This window comes from Microbacterium sp. BDGP8 (genome assembly GCF_029991045.1).
Taxonomy (GTDB): Bacteria; Actinomycetota; Actinomycetes; order Actinomycetales; family Microbacteriaceae; genus Microbacterium; species Microbacterium plantarum.
Genome location: NZ_CP120712.1, coordinates 2940967 through 2957371, shown reverse-complemented (window position 1 = coordinate 2957371; position 16405 = coordinate 2940967). Strand labels below are relative to the sequence as shown.

Below are 16405 nucleotides of genomic sequence, written 5' to 3'. Positions count from 1 at the left end.
CTCGGGATGCCGGGGGCGCTGGCTCCCGGCATCCACTCAAACTGAATATCGACCTCTCTACTAGAGTGAAAACATCCCCGTAGAGAACCGGTCGCAATCCAGCGCCCGGAGATCTACAACGACAGTCCTGAGGAGGACCCAGTGGCTAAGGCCAAGTTCGAGCGGACCAAGCCGCACGTCAACATCGGAACCATCGGTCACGTCGACCACGGCAAGACGACGCTCACCGCGGCGATCTCGAAGGTGCTCGCCGACAAGTACCCGTCGGCCACCAACGTGCAGCGTGACTTCGCGTCCATCGACTCGGCGCCCGAAGAGCGTCAGCGTGGTATCACGATCAACATCTCGCACGTCGAGTACGAGACCCCCAAGCGTCACTACGCTCACGTCGACGCCCCGGGTCACGCTGACTACATCAAGAACATGATCACCGGTGCCGCTCAGATGGACGGCGCGATCCTCGTGGTCGCCGCCACCGACGGCCCGATGGCTCAGACCCGCGAGCACGTCCTGCTCGCCAAGCAGGTCGGCGTTCCCTACCTGCTGGTCGCGCTCAACAAGTCGGACATGGTCGACGACGAGGAGATCCTGGAGCTCGTCGAGCTCGAGGTTCGCGAGCTCCTGTCGTCGCAGGACTTCGACGGCGACAACGCTCCTGTCGTCCGCGTCTCGGGCCTGAAGGCTCTCGAGGGCGACGAGAAGTGGGTCAACGCGATCGTCGAGCTCATGGACGCCGTCGACGAGTCGATCCCCGACCCGGTGCGTGACAAGGACAAGCCGTTCCTCATGCCCGTCGAGGACGTCTTCACGATCACCGGTCGTGGAACCGTCGTCACGGGCCGCGCCGAGCGCGGCACCCTCGCCATCAACTCCGAGGTCGAGATCGTCGGCATCCGCCCGACGCAGAAGACCACGGTCACCGGTATCGAGATGTTCCACAAGCAGCTCGACGAGGCCTGGGCCGGCGAGAACTGTGGTCTGCTCCTCCGCGGCACCAAGCGTGACGACGTCGAGCGTGGCCAGGTCGTCGTGAAGCCGGGTTCGGTTACCCCGCACACCAACTTCGAGGGCACTGCCTACATCCTCTCGAAGGAGGAGGGTGGCCGTCACAACCCCTTCTACACGAACTACCGCCCGCAGTTCTACTTCCGCACCACGGACGTCACCGGCGTCATCTCGCTGCCCGAGGGCACCGAGATGGTCATGCCCGGTGACACCACCGACATGTCGGTCGAGCTCATCCAGCCGATCGCCATGGAAGAGGGCCTCGGCTTCGCGATCCGTGAGGGTGGCCGCACCGTCGGCGCCGGCACGGTGACCAAGATCATCAAGTAAGTCTCGCGACTTCCTTCGCGGAACCCCTCGGACCTTCGGGTCCGGGGGGTTTCGTCGTTTCCGCAAGCTGTTGACGTGGCGTGGCGCCACGCGCTCTCATAGCGGGATACGACCCGACGAAAGGACGATCATGGGCGTCGACGACATCATCAACAAGGGCAAGCAGATGTTCGAACAGAACCGCGACAAGATCGAGGAAGCACTCAAGAGCGAGAAGGCCGAGGAGGTCAGCGACAAGTTCCTCAAGGGTGCGGCGGATGCCGTGAAGAAGGTCGTCCCGGAGCAGCACCATGGCAAGGTCGACGAGGTCCGCGAGAACGTCGACAAGAACATCGGCAACCAGTAGGCCGAGCGCCGAGAACGCACCGCCTCCGCGAGAGCGCACCGTGAACGGTGCGTGGTCGCGGGGTCGGTGCGTTCTCGCGTTCGGGGCGGTGGTTCCTCCCCAGGACGGGCGGGGGCGGGAGCGTGCACGGGGAGCAGGGGGCGCGGATGCGGGGGCGGCGCGGGCGGCATCGTGGGGGAGTGACCGAATGCGATGACCTCATCCTCCGGCGCGATGCGCGCCGTCGCGGCGAGACGTCCACGCTCGAACGGGCCGTCGGTGACGGAGAGCTCGTGCGCGTCCGGCGGGGCGTCTACGTCGCGGCGGCGCGCTGGGCGGCCGCGCGACCGGAGGCGCGGATGCGGCTGCGCGCGCACGCCCTCGCCGCTGTCGCGACCCGCGAGCCGGTCTTCTCGCACACGACGGCCGCCGCGCTGCACGGACTGCCGGTCCACCGAGGCGACGACTCCCGGGTGCATACGCTCGAGCTCGGTCCGGCGCCCGCGCCGAGTCGCAGCGACGTCGTGCGCCACCGGCACGAGGTCGCGGACGCCGACGTCTCGCGCATCGGTGCGTTGCAGGCGACGAACCTCGCCCGCACGGTGTTCGACGTGCTCTGCGCCGAGAAGGCCGAGACCGCGACGGCAGCGATGGACGCGGCGCTGCGAGCGGCGGCGTGGCGCGGCAACGGCGCCTACGACCCCGCCGCCGCCGCAGCGCTCGTCGCCGATGTGACTGCTCGCATCGAGCAGGCGCCCGGTGCCCGCGGCATCCGCAGTGCGCGATTCGTCGCCTCGATCGCCGACGGGCGGGCACAGCTGCCGGGCGAGAGCATCAGCCGGCTGTGGATGCTGCAGCTGGGCGCTGCGGAACCGGTGCTCCAGCATCCCGTCGCGATCGGCGATGGGCAGTGGGCGTTCCTCGACTTCGCGTGGCCTCGGCTGCGGAGGTTCGGCGAGTTCGACGGCGACGGCAAGTACCTCGACCCGGCGTTGACGGGCGGACGCTCGCCCCGCGACGTGTTGCGCGCCCAGCGCGAGCGCGAGAGTCGCGTCGTCGCGGCGACCGGCTGGACCCCGGTGCGCTGGGGCTGGGAGCGCCTGGCATCCCGCCCGACGTTCGCCGCGTTCCTCCGCGCCCACGGTCTCCTGCGTTGAGCGCGATCCGTCGCTCCGAGGACGCACCGTCGCCGCGAGGGTGCACCATAGAAGGTGCGTGTTCGCGGGGAGAGTGCGTGCCCGGCGGCCCGCCGCCACGGTGCGGGACGCGACGCGGATATCGCGACACGCCCGGGTTTGCGACACGCCCGGGCGGCACGTAGACTATTCAGGTTCCACATTCCGACGGGTGCCCAGCATCCCGGATCACTGTCACGACAGTGCATAGGCGGCGCGAAGCGCAGAGTCCTAGGCCGCGGGCAGATGAACATCGAACCCCACACCGACCTGGAGACAGGATGCGCGCGTGCGCGCACGGTGCGGAACCGCAGGGAGACCCGCGGGTTTGACATCAGAACAGTGGTGCAGCATCACCGCCCCGGCGGTGAGAAGTGCCCGGCGCAGACCGCGCCACCGGGCGTCCAATGCGCTCGCGACCAGCGAGACGTAAGACGCGATAAAGAGAGTGAGCAGACAAATGGCGGGACAGAAGATCCGCATTCGCCTGAAGTCGTACGACCACGAGGTCATCGACACCTCGGCACGCAAGATCGTCGACACCGTGACCCGTGCGGGCGCGACTGTCGTCGGACCCGTGCCGCTGCCGACCGAGAAGAACGTCGTGTGCGTCATCCGGTCGCCCCACAAGTACAAGGACAGCCGCGAGCACTTCGAGATGCGCACCCACAAGCGTCTGATCGACATCGTCGACCCGACGCCCAAGGCTGTCGACTCGCTCATGCGACTCGACCTCCCGGCCGACGTCAACATCGAGATCAAGCTCTGAGGTTCGACATGGCTGACATCAACTCCAAGGTTTCCAAGGGCCTCCTCGGCACCAAGCTCGGCATGACCCAGGTCTGGAACGAGCAGGGCAAGCTCGTCCCCGTCACGGTCATCGAGATCGCGCCGAACGTGGTCACCCAGGTCCGTACGCCCGAGAAGGACGGCTACTCGGCCGTCCAGATCGCTGCCGGCCAGATCGACCCCCGCAAGGTCAACAAGCCCCTCACGGCCCACTTCGAGGCCGCCGGCGTGACCCCCCGTCGCCACCTCACCGAGGTGCGCACGGCGGATGCCGCTGACTACTCACTCGGTCAGGAGCTCACCGCCGGTGACACGTTCGAGGCCGGCCAGCTGGTCGACGTCGTCGGCACCAGCAAGGGCAAGGGCACCGCGGGTGTCATGAAGCGCCACAACTTCAAGGGCGTCTCGGCCTCGCACGGTGCGCACCGCAACCACCGCAAGCCCGGTTCCATCGGTGCCTCGTCGACGCCCAGCCGCGTCTTCAAGGGCATGCGCATGGCCGGCCGCATGGGTGGCGAGCGCGTGACCGTCCTCAACCTCACGGTGCACGCCGTCGACGCCGAGAAGGGTCTGCTGCTCGTCAAGGGCGCCGTCCCCGGTGCACGCGGCCGCATCGTCTACGTCCGCAACGCTGTGAAGGGTGCCTGATCATGGCTGACTCGACTCTCGCGCTCGACGTCCGGAGCGCCTCCGGCAAGAAGGCCGGCTCCGTGGAGCTGCCCGCCGCGCTCTTCGACGTCAAGACCAACGTTCCCCTCATCCACCAGGTCGTCGTCGCGCAGCTCGCGGCGGCTCGCCAGGGCACCCACTCGACCAAGCGTCGCGGTGAGGTCTCGGGCGCCGGCCGCAAGCCCTTCAAGCAGAAGGGCACGGGTAACGCCCGTCAGGGCTCGATCCGCGCGCCGCACATGACCGGTGGTGGCATCGTGCACGGCCCCAAGCCGCGCAACTACTCGCAGCGCACCCCCAAGAAGATGGTCGCCGCCGCGCTCCTCGGAGCGCTCAGCGACCGTGCTCGCGGCCAGCGTCTGCACATCGTCGACTCGTTCGGTGTCGAGGGCACGCCCTCGACCAAGGCTGCTGCGGCGGTTCTGACCGGCCTCGGCGCCACGAAGAACGTCCTCGTGGTCATCGAGCGCGGTGACGAGATCACCGTCAAGAGCGTGCGCAACCTCGCGTACGTCCACGTGCTGACGTTCGACCAGCTCAACGCCTACGACGTGCTCGTCTCGGACGACCTCGTCTTCACCAAGGCCGCCTACGACGCGTTCGTCGCGTCCAAGGCCGGCGCCACCGAGGAGGTCTCGGCATGACCGCCGTCAACAAGGACCCGCGCGACATCATCCTGAAGCCGGTCGTCTCCGAGAAGAGCTACGGGCTCATCGACGAGGGCAAGTACACGTTCCTCGTGGACCCCCGTGCGTCGAAGACCGAGATCAAGCTCGCGATCGAGAAGATCTTCGGCGTCAAGGTCGCAGCGGTCAACACGCTCAACCGCGCGGGCAAGTCCCGTCGCACCCGCTTCGGCACCGGCAAGCGCAAGGACACCAAGCGCGCCATCGTCACCCTGAAGTCGGGCACCATCGACATCTTCACGGCAGTCGGCTGACGGTCGGGATAGAGGACAACGAACATGGCTATTCGCAAGTACAAGCCCACGACCCCGGGTCGCCGCGGTTCGTCGGTGGCCGACTTCGCCGAGATCACCCGATCGACGCCCGAGAAGTCGCTCCTCCGCCCGATCGCCAAGACCGGTGGCCGTAACAACCAGGGCCGCATCACGACGCGTCACATCGGTGGTGGCCACAAGCGCCAGTACCGCGTGATCGACTTCCGTCGCAACGACAAGGACGGCGTCAACGCCAAGGTCGCTCACATCGAGTACGACCCCAACCGCACCGCGCGCATTGCGCTGCTGCACTACTTCGACGGCGAGAAGCGCTACATCATCGCCCCGAACAAGCTCCAGCAGGGCGACATCGTCGAGTCGGGTGCCGGCGCCGACATCAAGCCCGGCAACAATCTGCCGCTGCGCAACATCCCGACCGGTACGGTCATCCACGCCATCGAGCTCCGTCCCGGCGGCGGCGCGAAGATGGCTCGCTCGGCCGGCGCCAGCGTGCGTCTGGTCGCGAAGGACGGCCCCTACGCCCAGCTGCGTCTGCCCTCGGGCGAGATCCGCAACGTCGATGCGCGCTGCCGCGCGACCATCGGCGAGGTCGGCAACGCCGAGCAGTCGAACATCAACTGGGGCAAGGCCGGCCGTAAGCGCTGGAAGGGCGTTCGCCCGACGGTTCGTGGTGTCGCCATGAACCCGGTCGACCACCCGCACGGTGGTGGTGAGGGCAAGACGTCCGGTGGACGTCACCCCGTCACTCCCTGGGGCCAGGCTGAGGGTCGCACCCGCCACCCCAACAAGGAGAGCGACAAGTACATCGTCCGCCGTCGCAACGCCGGCAAGAAGCGCAAGTAGGAGTAGAGGAAGATGCCTCGCAGCCTGAAGAAGGGCCCCTTCGTCGACGAGCACCTGCTTCGCAAGGTGGTCGCGCAGAACGAAGCCGGCTCCAAGAACGTCATCAAGACCTGGTCGCGCCGTTCGATGATCATCCCGGCCATGCTCGGCCACACGATCGCGGTGCATGACGGACGCAAGCACATCCCCGTGTTCGTGTCCGAGACCATGGTCGGCCACAAGCTGGGCGAATTCGCGCCCACCCGCACCTTCCGCGGCCACGTGAAGGACGACAAGAAGGGCCGCCGCCGCTGACGCGGGGGCAGTTCCAGAGAGGACAGAGGAGGAGAGACATGGTGGAATCCACCGCGCGCGTGAAGCACATCCGCGTGACCCCTCAGAAGGCTCGTCGTGTCGTCGCGCTCATCAAGGGAAAGCAGGCTCAGGAGGCACTCGCCATCCTGAAGTTCGCCCCGCAGAGCGCCAGCGAGCCGATTTACAAGCTCGTCGCCTCGGCCGTCGCGAACGCTCGCGTCAAGGCCGATAAGGACAACGAGTTCCTGGACGATGCAGACCTGTACGTGAAGAACGCGTACGTCGACGAGGGCACGACGCTCAAGCGTTTCCAGCCCCGCGCCCAGGGTCGTGCCTTCCAGATCAAGAAGCGCACGAGCCACATCACGGTCGTGCTGTCGACGCCGGAGAACGCGGATGCCGCGGCCGCCGGTACGAGCAAGAAGGCGAGCAAGTAATGGGACAGAAAGTCAACCCGTACGGCTTCCGCCTCGGCATCACCACGGACCACGTGTCGCGTTGGTTCTCGGACTCGACCAAGCCGGGCCAGCGTTACGCCGACTACGTCGCCGAGGACATCAAGATCCGTCGTCTGCTGACCACGTCGCTCGACCGCGCCGGCGTCAGCAACATCGAGATCGAGCGCACCCGTGACCGCGTCCGCGTCGACATCCACACCGCCCGCCCGGGCATCGTGATCGGTCGTCGCGGCGCCGAGGCCGAGCGCATCCGCGCCGACCTCGAGAAGCTCACCGGCAAGCAGATCCAGCTCAACATCCTCGAGGTCAAGAACCCCGAGGCCGACGCCCAGCTCGTCGCGCAGGGCATCGCCGAGCAGCTCTCCGCTCGTGTGGCTTTCCGCCGCGCGATGCGCAAGGGTCTGCAGGGCGCTCAGCGCGCCGGTGCCAAGGGCATCCGGATCCAGGTCTCGGGCCGCCTCGGCGGCGCGGAGATGAGCCGCTCGGAGTTCTACCGCGAGGGCCGCGTGCCCCTGCACACGCTCCGCGCGAACATCGACTACGGCTTCTACGAGGCCAAGACCACCTTCGGCCGCATCGGCGTGAAGGTCTGGATCTACAAGGGCGACCTGACGGCCAAGGAGCTCGCTCGCGAGCAGGCCAACGCGCCGAAGACCTCGCGCGGTCGCGACGACCGCGGTGACCGCCGTCGCGGTCCCCGCAACGAGGCCCCCGTGGCAGAAGGAGCGTCGGCCTGATGCTTATCCCCCGCAAGGTCAAGTACCGCAAGCAGCACCACCCCAAGCGCGATGGCCAGGCCACCGGCGGCACGAAGGTCTCCTTCGGCGAGTTCGGTATCCAGGCACTCACGCCCGCTTACGTGACCAACCGTCAGATCGAGTCCGCTCGTATCGCCATGACGCGTCACATCAAGCGTGGCGGCAAGGTGTGGATCAACGTCTACCCCGACCGTCCGCTCACCAAGAAGCCCGCCGAGACCCGCATGGGTTCGGGTAAGGGCTCGCCGGAGTGGTGGGTCGCCAACGTCAAGCCGGGTCGCGTCCTCTTCGAGGTCGCCGGAGTCAACGAGGAGCTCGCTCGCGAGGCCCTGACCCGTGCCATTCACAAGCTGCCGCTGAAGGCACGCATCATCAAGCGCGAGGAGGGCGACGCGTAATGGCTGTCGGCACCAAGACGCTCGCCCCGAGCGAGCTCGACACGTTCGAAGACCAGCGCCTCGTCGAGGAGCTGCGCAAGGCCAAGGAAGAGCTGTTCAACCTGCGCTTCCAGTCGGCCACCGGCCAGCTCGAGAGCCACGGCCGCATCCGTGCGGTCAAGCGCGACATCGCGCGGCTCTACACGGTGATCCGCGAGCGCGAGCTCGGCATTCGTGCCACGCCCGTCGCGGAGGCGCCGAAGGCGAAGAAGACCAAGGCCAAGAAGGCGGATGACGCCACCGAGGCCGCGAAGGAAGAGACCGAGTAATGGCTACCGACAAGAACGCCGCTGAGGCTGTCGCCGAGGGCCACGAGCACGGCGAGCACGACGTCCGCGACCCGCAGGCCCGCGGTTACCGCAAGGCTCGTCGCGGCTACGTCGTGAGCGACAAGATGGACAAGACGATCGTCGTCGAGGTCGAGGACCGCGTGAAGCACCCGCTCTACGGCAAGGTCATCCGCCGCACGTCGAAGGTCAAGGCCCACGACGAGGCCAACACCGCCGGCATCGGCGACCTCGTCCTCATCAACGAGACTCGCCCGCTGAGCGCCACCAAGCGCTGGCGTCTGGTCGAGGTCCTCGAGAAGGCGAAGTGATCTCATGATTCAGACCGAATCCCGCCTCAAGGTCGCCGACAACACCGGCGCCAAGGAGCTGCTCACCATCCGCGTGCTCGGCGGCTCCGCCCGCCGGTACGCCGGACTGGGCGACATCATCGTCGCCACCGTCAAGGACGCGATCCCCGGTGGCAACGTCAAGAAGGGTGATGTCGTCAAGGCCGTCATCGTCCGCACCGTCAAGCAGACGCGCCGTCCCGACGGCTCGTACATCAAGTTCGACGAGAACGCCGCCGTCATCCTGAAGAACGACGGGGAGCCCCGTGGCACCCGCATCTTCGGACCGGTCGGTCGTGAGCTTCGCGACAAGAAGTTCATGAAGATCGTCTCGCTCGCCCCGGAGGTCATCTGATCATGGCGAACATCAAGAAGGGTGACCTGGTTCAGGTCATCACGGGCGCCAAGCCCGAGCGCGGCGGCGACCGTGGCAAGCAGGGCAAGGTCCTCGAGGTCCTCGTCGAGCAGAACCGCGTCATCGTCGAGGGCGTGAACTACGTCACCAAGCACACCCGCGTCGGCCAGACGCAGCGTGGCACCAAGACGGGCGGCATCGAGACCTTCGAGGCCCCCATCCACATCTCGAACGTCCAGGTCGTCGACCCCGAGACGAAGAAGCCGACCCGCGTCGGCCACCGCGTCGAGGAGAAGACGAAGGACGGCGTGAAGCGCACCGTCCGCGTGCGTTACGCGAAGAAGAGCGGCAAGGACCTCTGAATATGAGCAGCACCACTGCCGCGGCGGCTGGCAAGATCCAGCCCCGCCTGAAGCAGAAGTACCAGAGCGAGATCAAGAAGGCTCTGCAGGAAGAGTTCGGCTACGCCAACGTCATGCAGATCCCCGGTCTCGTGAAGGTCGTCGTGAACACCGGTGTCGGCGAGGCAGCTCGCGACAGCAAGGTGATCGACGGCGCCGTGGACGACCTGACGAAGATCACGGGTCAGAAGCCGATCGTCACGAAGGCCCGCAAGTCCATCGCGCAGTTCAAGCTGCGCGAGGGCCAGGCCATCGGTGCGCACGTCACCCTCCGCGGTGACCGTGCGTGGGAGTTCATCGACCGTCTCGTGAACCTCGCGCTGCCCCGCATCCGCGACTTCCGCGGTCTGTCGCCCAAGCAGTTCGACGGTCACGGCAACTACACCTTCGGTCTGCAGGAGCAGGCGGTCTTCCACGAGATCAACCAGGACCGGATCGACCGCGTCCGTGGTTTCGACATCACGATCGTCACCACGGCGAAGTCGGATGACGAGGGACGCTCGCTGCTCCGCCAGCTCGGCTTCCCGTTCAAGTCGGACGACGCCCAGGCGTAATCCGGTACAATCGATCGTTCGGCCTCGGGGCATGCTCCGGGGCCGAACGACTGCACAACTGAATATGGACATTCATCGAAGGTCGCCTGTCGTGTAACGGCAGTCGAAACCTCATGATCGAAGGAACACACCTATGACGATGACAGACCCGGTCGCAGATATGCTGACCCGTCTGCGCAACGCGAACTCGGCGCACCACGACTCCGTGTCGCTGCCGAGCTCGAAGCTCAAGACCAACATCGCCGAGATCCTCAAGCAGGAGGGCTACATCTCCGGCTGGGAGGTCACCGATGCCCGCGTCGGCCAGACCCTCACCATGACGCTGAAGTACGGCCCCAACCGCGAGCGGTCGATCGCCGGCATCAAGCGCGTCTCCAAGCCCGGTCTCCGCGTGTACGCGAAGTCGACCGAGCTGCCCACGGTCCTCGGTGGCCTGGGCGTCGCGATTCTGTCCACCTCCTCTGGCCTCCTCACGGACCGCCAGGCCGACTCGAAGGGCGTCGGCGGGGAAGTCCTCGCCTACGTGTGGTGATCTGATGTCGCGTATTGGACGTCTCCCCATCGACATCCCTGCCGGTGTGACCGTCGAGGTCACCGGACAGGACGTCCTCGTCACGGGCCCCAAGGGCGAGCTGCGACTCACCGTCGCCAAGCCCATCGAGGCCAAGGTCGAGGAGAACCAGGTTCTCGTCACCCGTCCGGATGACGAGCGCGAGTCGCGTGCCCTGCACGGCCTGACCCGCACCCTGATCAACAACAACATCATCGGCGTGACCCAGGGCTACACCAAGGGTCTCGAGGTCGTCGGCACCGGTTACCGCGTCGCTCAGAAGGGCTCGTCCGTCGAGTTCGCTCTCGGCTTCTCGCACCCCGTCACCGTCGAGGCACCCGCCGGCATCACCCTGACCGTCGAGGGCAACAACAAGCTCACGGTCAGCGGCATCGACAAGCAGGCGGTCGGCGAGACCGCGGCCAACATCCGCAAGATCCGCAAGCCCGAGCCCTATAAGGGCAAGGGTGTGCGGTACGCGGGCGAGGTCGTCCGCCGCAAGGCCGGAAAGGCTGGTAAGTAAGCATGGCTGTGAAGAGCAAGTCCGACGCGCGCGCGCGTCGTCACGCCCGCCTTCGCAAGAAGATCGTGGGCACCGAGGCCCGGCCGCGCCTGGTCGTGACCCGCTCGGCCCGCCACGTCTTCGTGCAGCTCGTCGACGACGCCAAGGGTCACACCGTGGCTTCGGCGTCGACCCTCGAGGCCGACCTGCGCACGTTCGACGGTGACAAGACCGCCAAGGCCCGCAAGGTCGGCGAGCTCGTCGCCGAGCGCGCCAAGGCCGCCGGCGTCGAAGACGTCGTGTTCGACCGCGGTGGCAACCGCTACGCGGGCCGTGTCGCAGCGATCGCCGACGGCGCTCGCGAGGGAGGTCTGAACCTGTGAGCGATGCAGTGACCAACAACAACGGAGAGAACCCTGTGACCGAACAGGCTACGACCGAGCAGGCCGCAGGCACCGCTCCCGTCGAGCGCGAGGCCCGCGAGCCCCGCCGCGGCAGCCGCGAGCGCAGCAACAACCGCGATCGCGGTTCGCGCGACGCCGACAAGAGCCAGTTCCTGGAGCGCGTCGTCACCATCAACCGCGTGTCGAAGGTTGTCAAGGGTGGTCGTCGCTTCAGCTTCACCGCTCTCGTCGTCGTCGGCGACGGCAACGGGCTGGTCGGTGTCGGCTACGGCAAGGCGCGTGAGGTCCCCCTCGCCATCTCGAAGGGTGTCGAAGAGGCCAAGCGCAACTTCTTCCGCGTTCCCCGCACCGGCTCGACCATCCCGCACCCCGTGCAGGGTGAGGCAGCCGCCGGCGTGGTGCTCCTGCGCCCCGCCGCCGCCGGTACCGGTGTTATCGCCGGTGGTCCCGTCCGCGCCGTGCTCGAGTGCGCCGGTATCCACGACGTCCTGTCGAAGTCGCTCGGCTCGTCGAACACGATCAACATCGTGCACGCGACCGTCGAGGCACTGAAGCAGCTCGAGGAGCCCCGTGCGGTCGCCGCACGCCGTGGCCTGGACTTCGACCAGGTCGCACCGGCTCGCCTCGTGCGCGCTGAGGCCGAGGCGAACGCCGCACAGAAGGTAGGTGCCTGATGGCCGCTCGACTGAAGGTCACCCAGGTCAAGTCCAAGGTGAGCGAGAAGCAGAACCAGCGCGACACGCTGCGTTCGCTGGGTCTCAAGCGGATCGGCGACTCGGTCGTCCGTCCCGACGACGCGCAGACGCGCGGCTACGTCAAGACCGTCGCGCACCTCGTGAAGGTTGAGGAGATCGACTGATGGCTGAGAAGAAGGACGACAAGAAGGCGAAGGCCGAGACCACGGCCGCTCGCCCCGGTGTGCTGAAGGTCCACCACCTGCGTCCCGTGCCCGGATCCAACACGGCGAAGACCCGTGTCGGCCGCGGTGAGGGCTCGAAGGGTAAGACCGCGGGCCGCGGAACCAAGGGTCAGAAGGCCCGGTACCAGGTCAAGGCGGGCTTCGAGGGTGGCCAGATGCCGCTCCACATGCGCACCCCCAAGCTGCGCGGGTTCAAGAACCCGTTCCGCGTCGAGTACCAGGTCGTGAACCTGGACAAGCTCGCGGAGCTCTACCCGCAGGGCGGTGACGTCACCATCACCGACCTGGTCGCGAAGGGTGCCGTCCGCAAGAACGAGAAGGTCAAGGTGCTCGGCACCGGCGACATCTCGGTGGCGCTGAACGTGTCGGTCGACAAGGTCTCGGGCTCTGCCGAGCAGAAGATCGTCGCGGCCGGCGGGTCCATCAAGTAATTCGCCAGCGAGGGCCGGAGTTCGCTCCGGCCCTCGCTTCGTCGTATCCGAGGCGCGCCTGTGAACGGCCTGGGATACCCTGGTTGACGGTGTCTTCCCGAGACGCCGCCCATCCCTTGGGAGGAATCCACTTGTTCAGCGCCATAGCGCGGGTTTTCCGCACTCCGGATCTCCGGCGGAAGATCGGCTTCACCCTGGCGATCATCGCCATCTACCGCCTGGGCGCGCATGTGCCGACGCCGTTCGTGAACTTCCCGAACGTGCAGAGCTGTCTCGACCAGAGCGGCACCGCGCAGGGCCTGCTCTCGCTCGTGAACCTGTTCTCGGGCGGCGCCCTGCTGCAGCTGTCGATCTTCGCGCTCGGCGTCATGCCGTACATCACCGCGACGATCATCGTGCAGCTGCTGCGCGTGGTCATCCCGCACTTCGAGACCCTCTACAAGGAGGGTCAGTCCGGCCAGGCGAAGCTCACGCAGTACACCCGCTACCTGACCATCGCGCTGGCGCTGCTGCAGTCCACGACGCTCGTCACGGTCGCCCGCTCGGGTCAGCTGATCCCGGTGACCGGTGTTCCCGAGTGCGCTCAGCTCGTGACCTCGGAGGCCTGGTACGCCCAGCTCCTGATGATCATCACGATGACCGCCGGCACCGGCCTGATCATGTGGTTCGCCGAGCTCGTCACCGAGCGCGGTGTCGGCAACGGCATGTCGATCCTCATCTTCACCTCGATCGCCGCCACGTTCCCCGCGGCCCTCTGGTCGATCGCGATCGCCCGCGGCTTCGAGATCTTCCTGCTCGTGCTCGCGGTGGGCATCGCCGTCGTCGCCCTCGTCGTCTTCGTCGAGCAGTCGCAGCGGCGCATCCCGGTCCAGTACGCCAAGCGCATGGTCGGCCGGCGCACGTACGGCGGCACGAACACGTACATTCCCATCAAGGTCAACATGGCGGGTGTCGTCCCGGTCATCTTCGCGTCGTCGCTGCTGTACATCCCCGCGCTGATCGCGCAGTTCAACCAGAACCCGGATGCCGACGGCAACGTGCCCGGCTGGGTGGCCTGGATCCAGCAGTACTTCACGACCGGCGACAGCCCGCTGTACATGGCGGTCTACTTCCTGCTGATCATCGGCTTCACCTACTTCTACGTGGCCATCACGTTCAACCCGGTCGACGTCGCGGACAACATGAAGAAGTACGGCGGGTTCATCCCCGGCATCCGCGCCGGCCGGCCCACCGCGGAGTACCTCGACTACGTCCTCACCCGCATCACCGCTCCCGGCTCGATCTACCTGGGTCTCATCGCCCTGCTTCCGCTGATCGCGCTGGCGACGGTCGGTGCCAACCAGAACTTCCCGTTCGGCGGCGCCTCGATCCTCATCATCGTCGGTGTCGGACTCGAGACGGTGAAGCAGATCGACGCGCAGCTCCAGCAGCGCCACTACGAAGGGCTGCTGCGATGACGGCTGCACGTCTGCTGATCGTCGGGCCCCAGGGCTCGGGCAAGGGCACTCAGGGAGTGCGCATCGCCGAGGCGCTGGGCATCCCCGCCGTCTCGACGGGCGACGTCTTCCGGGCGAACGTCAAGGAGGGCACCGAGCTCGGCCAGCAGGTCAAGGCGATCATCGACGCCGGCGACCTGGTTCCCGACGAGCTGACGAGCGCGATCGTGCGCGACCGGCTGGAGCAGGCCGACGCTGCCGGCGGCTTCCTGCTCGACGGGTACCCGCGCAACCTGGCTCAGGTCCGCGATCTCGACGGTTTCCTCCAGGGTCGCGGCGAAGAGCTGACGGCCGTGATCGAGCTCGTCGTCCCCCGCGAGGAGTCCATCGCGCGACTCTCCAAGCGTGCGGCCGAGCAGGGTCGCGACGACGACAACGAGGAGTCGATCGCCAAGCGCCTCTCGATCTACGAGAACGAGACCGCCCCGATCCTCGACGTCTTCCGCGAGCGCGGGATCGTCGATCAGATCGACGGTGTCGGCTCGCTCGACGAGATCACCGAGCGGATCACCGCGGCTCTGACGGCCCGCGGCATCACGGCGTGATCGGTCGCCGCTCCATCTACAAGTCGCCTGCCCAGCTGCAGGCGATGGTCGAGCCCGGCCTGATCACGGCCGCGGCCCTGCAGGCGGTACGCGACCACGTGGCGCCCGGCGTGACGACGCTCGAGCTCGATGCCATCGCCGCGGACGTGATCCGCTCACGCGGTGCCGAGTCGAACTTCCAGCTCGTCCGGGGTTACCGCCATACGGTGTGCGCGTCGGTCAACGAGCAGGTCGTGCACGGCATCCCGAACTCGCGTCCGCTGGAGCCGGGCGACATCCTCTCGATCGACGCCGGCGCGCAGTTCCGCGGCTGGAACGGCGACTCCGCGTTCACGATCGTCATCCCCGATCCGGAGCGACCGGAGCTCGTCGCGCCGCGCGAACGGCTGTCGCAGGTCACCGAGGAATCGCTGTGGGCGGGCATCGCCGCGATGGCGAACGCCAAGCGCATCGGCGAGATCGGTGATGCGATCCAGACCTCGATCGAGGCGTCCGGCGAGCAGTACGGCATCCTCCGCGACTACGTCGGGCACGGCATCGGCCGCAAGATGCACGAAGCGCCCTCGGTCTTCAACTACCGCGTGGCCGACCTCGGCCCCGAGGTGAAGCCCGGTCTCGTGCTCGCGATCGAGCCGATGGTCGTGGCCGGCTCGGAGGAGACGTTCACCGAGGACGACGACTGGACGGTCTCGACCATCGACGGCTCGGACGGCTCCCATTGGGAACATAGCGTCGCGGTGCATGATGGGGGCATCTGGGTTCTCACGGCGCCCGACGGTGGCGCCGCGGGGCTCGCCCCGTATGGAATCGTGCCGACGGAAATCGGCTGAGGAGAGAAGTGATGGCTACTGCGGCGACGGGCAAGACCAACTGGTTCGCGATCTGGGTGTCGACGGCCGTGGTGGTCGTGGTGGCCCTCATTGTCGCGCTGGTCGTGTGGATGAACAACAGCGCGACCGACCCCGGCACCCCGCCCACGGGGTCGGGCATCGAGCAGGAGACCGGCGCCGTCGTCGTCGGAGACGGCTCGCAGACGCTCGACACGTATGTCGACTTCATGTGCCCGATCTGCGGTCAGTTCGAGACGACCTACGGACCCGAGATCCTCGATCTCGTGAACGACGGAACGATCACCCTCAAGATCCACCCGATCTCGATCCTCGACCGTGCGTCGCAGGGCACCGAGTACTCGACGCGTTCGGCCAATGCGATGTACTGCGTCGCCGAGGCCGACCCCGACGCCGCCGTCCCGTTCATGCAGGCCCTCTTCGAGCAGCAGCCCGCCGAGCAGTCGACGGGTCTCACCGACGAGCAGCTCCTGCAGATCGCATCCGATGCGGGGGTGACGGGCATCGACTCGTGCGTCACCGACCGCACCTACGAGTCCTACGTCGCCGCGAAGACCAAGGAGACGCCGCTCCAGCCCGGATCGGACCGCGTCGGAACGCCGACGATCGCCGTCAACGGCGAGACGATCTCGAACAGCACGATCCCGGCCCGCGGTTCGTTCGCGACGCTCTTCAACTGAGCGGAGCGGGGCGACGCGCCGTGCGAGATACGGCGAGTTGCTGGAGCGTGCGGTAGCGCG

Annotated in this window: 27 protein-coding genes; all 27 read left to right on the top strand. The window is 67.1% G+C overall.

The features are described 5' to 3' along the window. The first annotated feature begins 141 nt into the window (after window positions 1-141). The 27 genes from tuf to P6897_RS14120 all read left to right on the top strand — a co-directional run bounded on the left by tuf (window position 142) and on the right by P6897_RS14120 (window position 16345). Window positions 142-1335 carry an elongation factor Tu gene (gene tuf / locus P6897_RS14250; RefSeq protein ID WP_023954029.1) on the top strand — a complete coding sequence of 398 codons (1194 nt, stop codon included), beginning with the start codon at window positions 142-144 and terminating at the stop codon, window positions 1333-1335. Between the two features lie 130 nt (window positions 1336-1465). Next, entirely contained in the window at window positions 1466-1681 is a 216-nt protein-coding gene (locus P6897_RS14245; protein ID WP_282501556.1) for an Rv0909 family putative TA system antitoxin, read from the top strand. Window positions 1682-1860: 179 nt separating this feature from the next. Beyond that, a complete protein-coding gene (locus P6897_RS14240; RefSeq protein ID WP_282501555.1) occupies window positions 1861-2817 on the top strand; it encodes a hypothetical protein in 957 nt (318 codons plus the stop codon). A 478-nt stretch (window positions 2818-3295) separates the two neighbouring features. Further along, a complete protein-coding gene (rpsJ, locus tag P6897_RS14235) occupies window positions 3296-3604 on the top strand; it encodes a 30S ribosomal protein S10 (protein ID WP_017201594.1) in 309 nt (102 codons plus the stop codon). An 8-nt stretch (window positions 3605-3612) separates the two neighbouring features. Next, window positions 3613-4272, top strand: coding sequence for a 50S ribosomal protein L3 (gene rplC / locus P6897_RS14230; protein ID WP_023954036.1), 660 nt, complete (start codon window positions 3613-3615; stop codon window positions 4270-4272). 2 nt (window positions 4273-4274) lie between these two features. Continuing rightward, window positions 4275-4937 (top strand): 50S ribosomal protein L4, encoded by a 663-nt coding sequence (gene rplD / locus P6897_RS14225; protein WP_023954038.1) that lies wholly within the window; start codon window positions 4275-4277, stop codon window positions 4935-4937. Next, window positions 4934-5233: a 50S ribosomal protein L23 gene (rplW, locus tag P6897_RS14220; protein ID WP_023954040.1), complete on the top strand. Its 300-nt coding sequence runs from the start codon at window positions 4934-4936 to the stop codon at window positions 5231-5233. Before rplD ends, rplW begins: the two co-directional genes overlap by 4 nt. Window positions 5234-5257: 24 nt before the next feature. After that, window positions 5258-6097 carry a 50S ribosomal protein L2 gene (gene rplB, locus P6897_RS14215; protein ID WP_023954042.1) on the top strand — a complete coding sequence of 280 codons (840 nt, stop codon included), beginning with the start codon at window positions 5258-5260 and terminating at the stop codon, window positions 6095-6097. Window positions 6098-6109: 12 nt separating this feature from the next. After that, a complete protein-coding gene (rpsS, locus tag P6897_RS14210; protein WP_023954043.1) occupies window positions 6110-6391 on the top strand; it encodes a 30S ribosomal protein S19 in 282 nt (93 codons plus the stop codon). 38 nt (window positions 6392-6429) lie between these two features. Further along, complete coding sequence (gene rplV / locus P6897_RS14205) at window positions 6430-6828, top strand: 50S ribosomal protein L22 (RefSeq protein WP_036304774.1); 399 nt, start codon at window positions 6430-6432, stop codon at window positions 6826-6828. Further along, window positions 6828-7586, top strand: a complete 759-nt coding sequence (gene rpsC, locus P6897_RS14200) for a 30S ribosomal protein S3 (protein ID WP_023954045.1) — start codon at window positions 6828-6830, stop codon at window positions 7584-7586. The genes rplV and rpsC overlap by 1 nt, the downstream gene beginning before the upstream one ends. After that, a complete protein-coding gene (rplP, locus tag P6897_RS14195) occupies window positions 7586-8005 on the top strand; it encodes a 50S ribosomal protein L16 (RefSeq protein WP_023954047.1) in 420 nt (139 codons plus the stop codon). The genes rpsC and rplP overlap by 1 nt, the downstream gene beginning before the upstream one ends. Beyond that, entirely contained in the window at window positions 8005-8313 is a 309-nt protein-coding gene (gene rpmC, locus P6897_RS14190; RefSeq protein WP_023954048.1) for a 50S ribosomal protein L29, read from the top strand. Before rplP ends, rpmC begins: the two co-directional genes overlap by 1 nt. Beyond that, window positions 8313-8642, top strand: a complete 330-nt coding sequence (gene rpsQ / locus P6897_RS14185) for a 30S ribosomal protein S17 (protein WP_023954049.1) — start codon at window positions 8313-8315, stop codon at window positions 8640-8642. Before rpmC ends, rpsQ begins: the two co-directional genes overlap by 1 nt. Window positions 8643-8646: 4 nt before the next feature. Next, window positions 8647-9015 (top strand): 50S ribosomal protein L14, encoded by a 369-nt coding sequence (gene rplN, locus P6897_RS14180; RefSeq protein ID WP_023954050.1) that lies wholly within the window; start codon window positions 8647-8649, stop codon window positions 9013-9015. A gap of 2 nt (window positions 9016-9017) precedes the next feature. Beyond that, complete coding sequence (rplX, locus tag P6897_RS14175) at window positions 9018-9377, top strand: 50S ribosomal protein L24 (protein WP_112617789.1); 360 nt, start codon at window positions 9018-9020, stop codon at window positions 9375-9377. Between the two features lie 2 nt (window positions 9378-9379). Further along, window positions 9380-9970 carry a 50S ribosomal protein L5 gene (gene rplE / locus P6897_RS14170; protein WP_112617790.1) on the top strand — a complete coding sequence of 197 codons (591 nt, stop codon included), beginning with the start codon at window positions 9380-9382 and terminating at the stop codon, window positions 9968-9970. A 133-nt stretch (window positions 9971-10103) separates the two neighbouring features. Next, window positions 10104-10502: a 30S ribosomal protein S8 gene (rpsH, locus tag P6897_RS14165; protein WP_112617791.1), complete on the top strand. Its 399-nt coding sequence runs from the start codon at window positions 10104-10106 to the stop codon at window positions 10500-10502. A 4-nt stretch (window positions 10503-10506) separates the two neighbouring features. Beyond that, window positions 10507-11043 (top strand): 50S ribosomal protein L6, encoded by a 537-nt coding sequence (gene rplF / locus P6897_RS14160; protein WP_112617792.1) that lies wholly within the window; start codon window positions 10507-10509, stop codon window positions 11041-11043. 2 nt (window positions 11044-11045) lie between these two features. Continuing rightward, on the top strand, window positions 11046-11405 hold the full coding sequence (gene rplR / locus P6897_RS14155) for a 50S ribosomal protein L18 (RefSeq protein ID WP_112617793.1): 360 nt from the start codon (window positions 11046-11048) through the stop codon (window positions 11403-11405). 35 nt (window positions 11406-11440) lie between these two features. Beyond that, window positions 11441-12100: a 30S ribosomal protein S5 gene (rpsE, locus tag P6897_RS14150; protein WP_036305648.1), complete on the top strand. Its 660-nt coding sequence runs from the start codon at window positions 11441-11443 to the stop codon at window positions 12098-12100. Beyond that, window positions 12100-12285 (top strand): 50S ribosomal protein L30, encoded by a 186-nt coding sequence (gene rpmD / locus P6897_RS14145; RefSeq protein ID WP_023954062.1) that lies wholly within the window; start codon window positions 12100-12102, stop codon window positions 12283-12285. The genes rpsE and rpmD overlap by 1 nt, the downstream gene beginning before the upstream one ends. Next, window positions 12285-12776 (top strand): 50S ribosomal protein L15, encoded by a 492-nt coding sequence (gene rplO / locus P6897_RS14140; RefSeq protein WP_181574259.1) that lies wholly within the window; start codon window positions 12285-12287, stop codon window positions 12774-12776. Before rpmD ends, rplO begins: the two co-directional genes overlap by 1 nt. 131 nt (window positions 12777-12907) lie before the next feature. Beyond that, window positions 12908-14233: a preprotein translocase subunit SecY gene (gene secY, locus P6897_RS14135; RefSeq protein ID WP_112617794.1), complete on the top strand. Its 1326-nt coding sequence runs from the start codon at window positions 12908-12910 to the stop codon at window positions 14231-14233. Then, entirely contained in the window at window positions 14230-14817 is a 588-nt protein-coding gene (locus tag P6897_RS14130) for an adenylate kinase (protein WP_114588836.1), read from the top strand. The genes secY and P6897_RS14130 overlap by 4 nt, the downstream gene beginning before the upstream one ends. Then, a complete protein-coding gene (gene map / locus P6897_RS14125; protein ID WP_282501554.1) occupies window positions 14814-15647 on the top strand; it encodes a type I methionyl aminopeptidase in 834 nt (277 codons plus the stop codon). The genes P6897_RS14130 and map overlap by 4 nt, the downstream gene beginning before the upstream one ends. Window positions 15648-15658: 11 nt before the next feature. Beyond that, on the top strand, window positions 15659-16345 hold the full coding sequence (locus tag P6897_RS14120) for a thioredoxin domain-containing protein (protein WP_112617796.1): 687 nt from the start codon (window positions 15659-15661) through the stop codon (window positions 16343-16345). The last annotated feature ends 60 nt before the right edge of the window (window positions 16346-16405 follow it).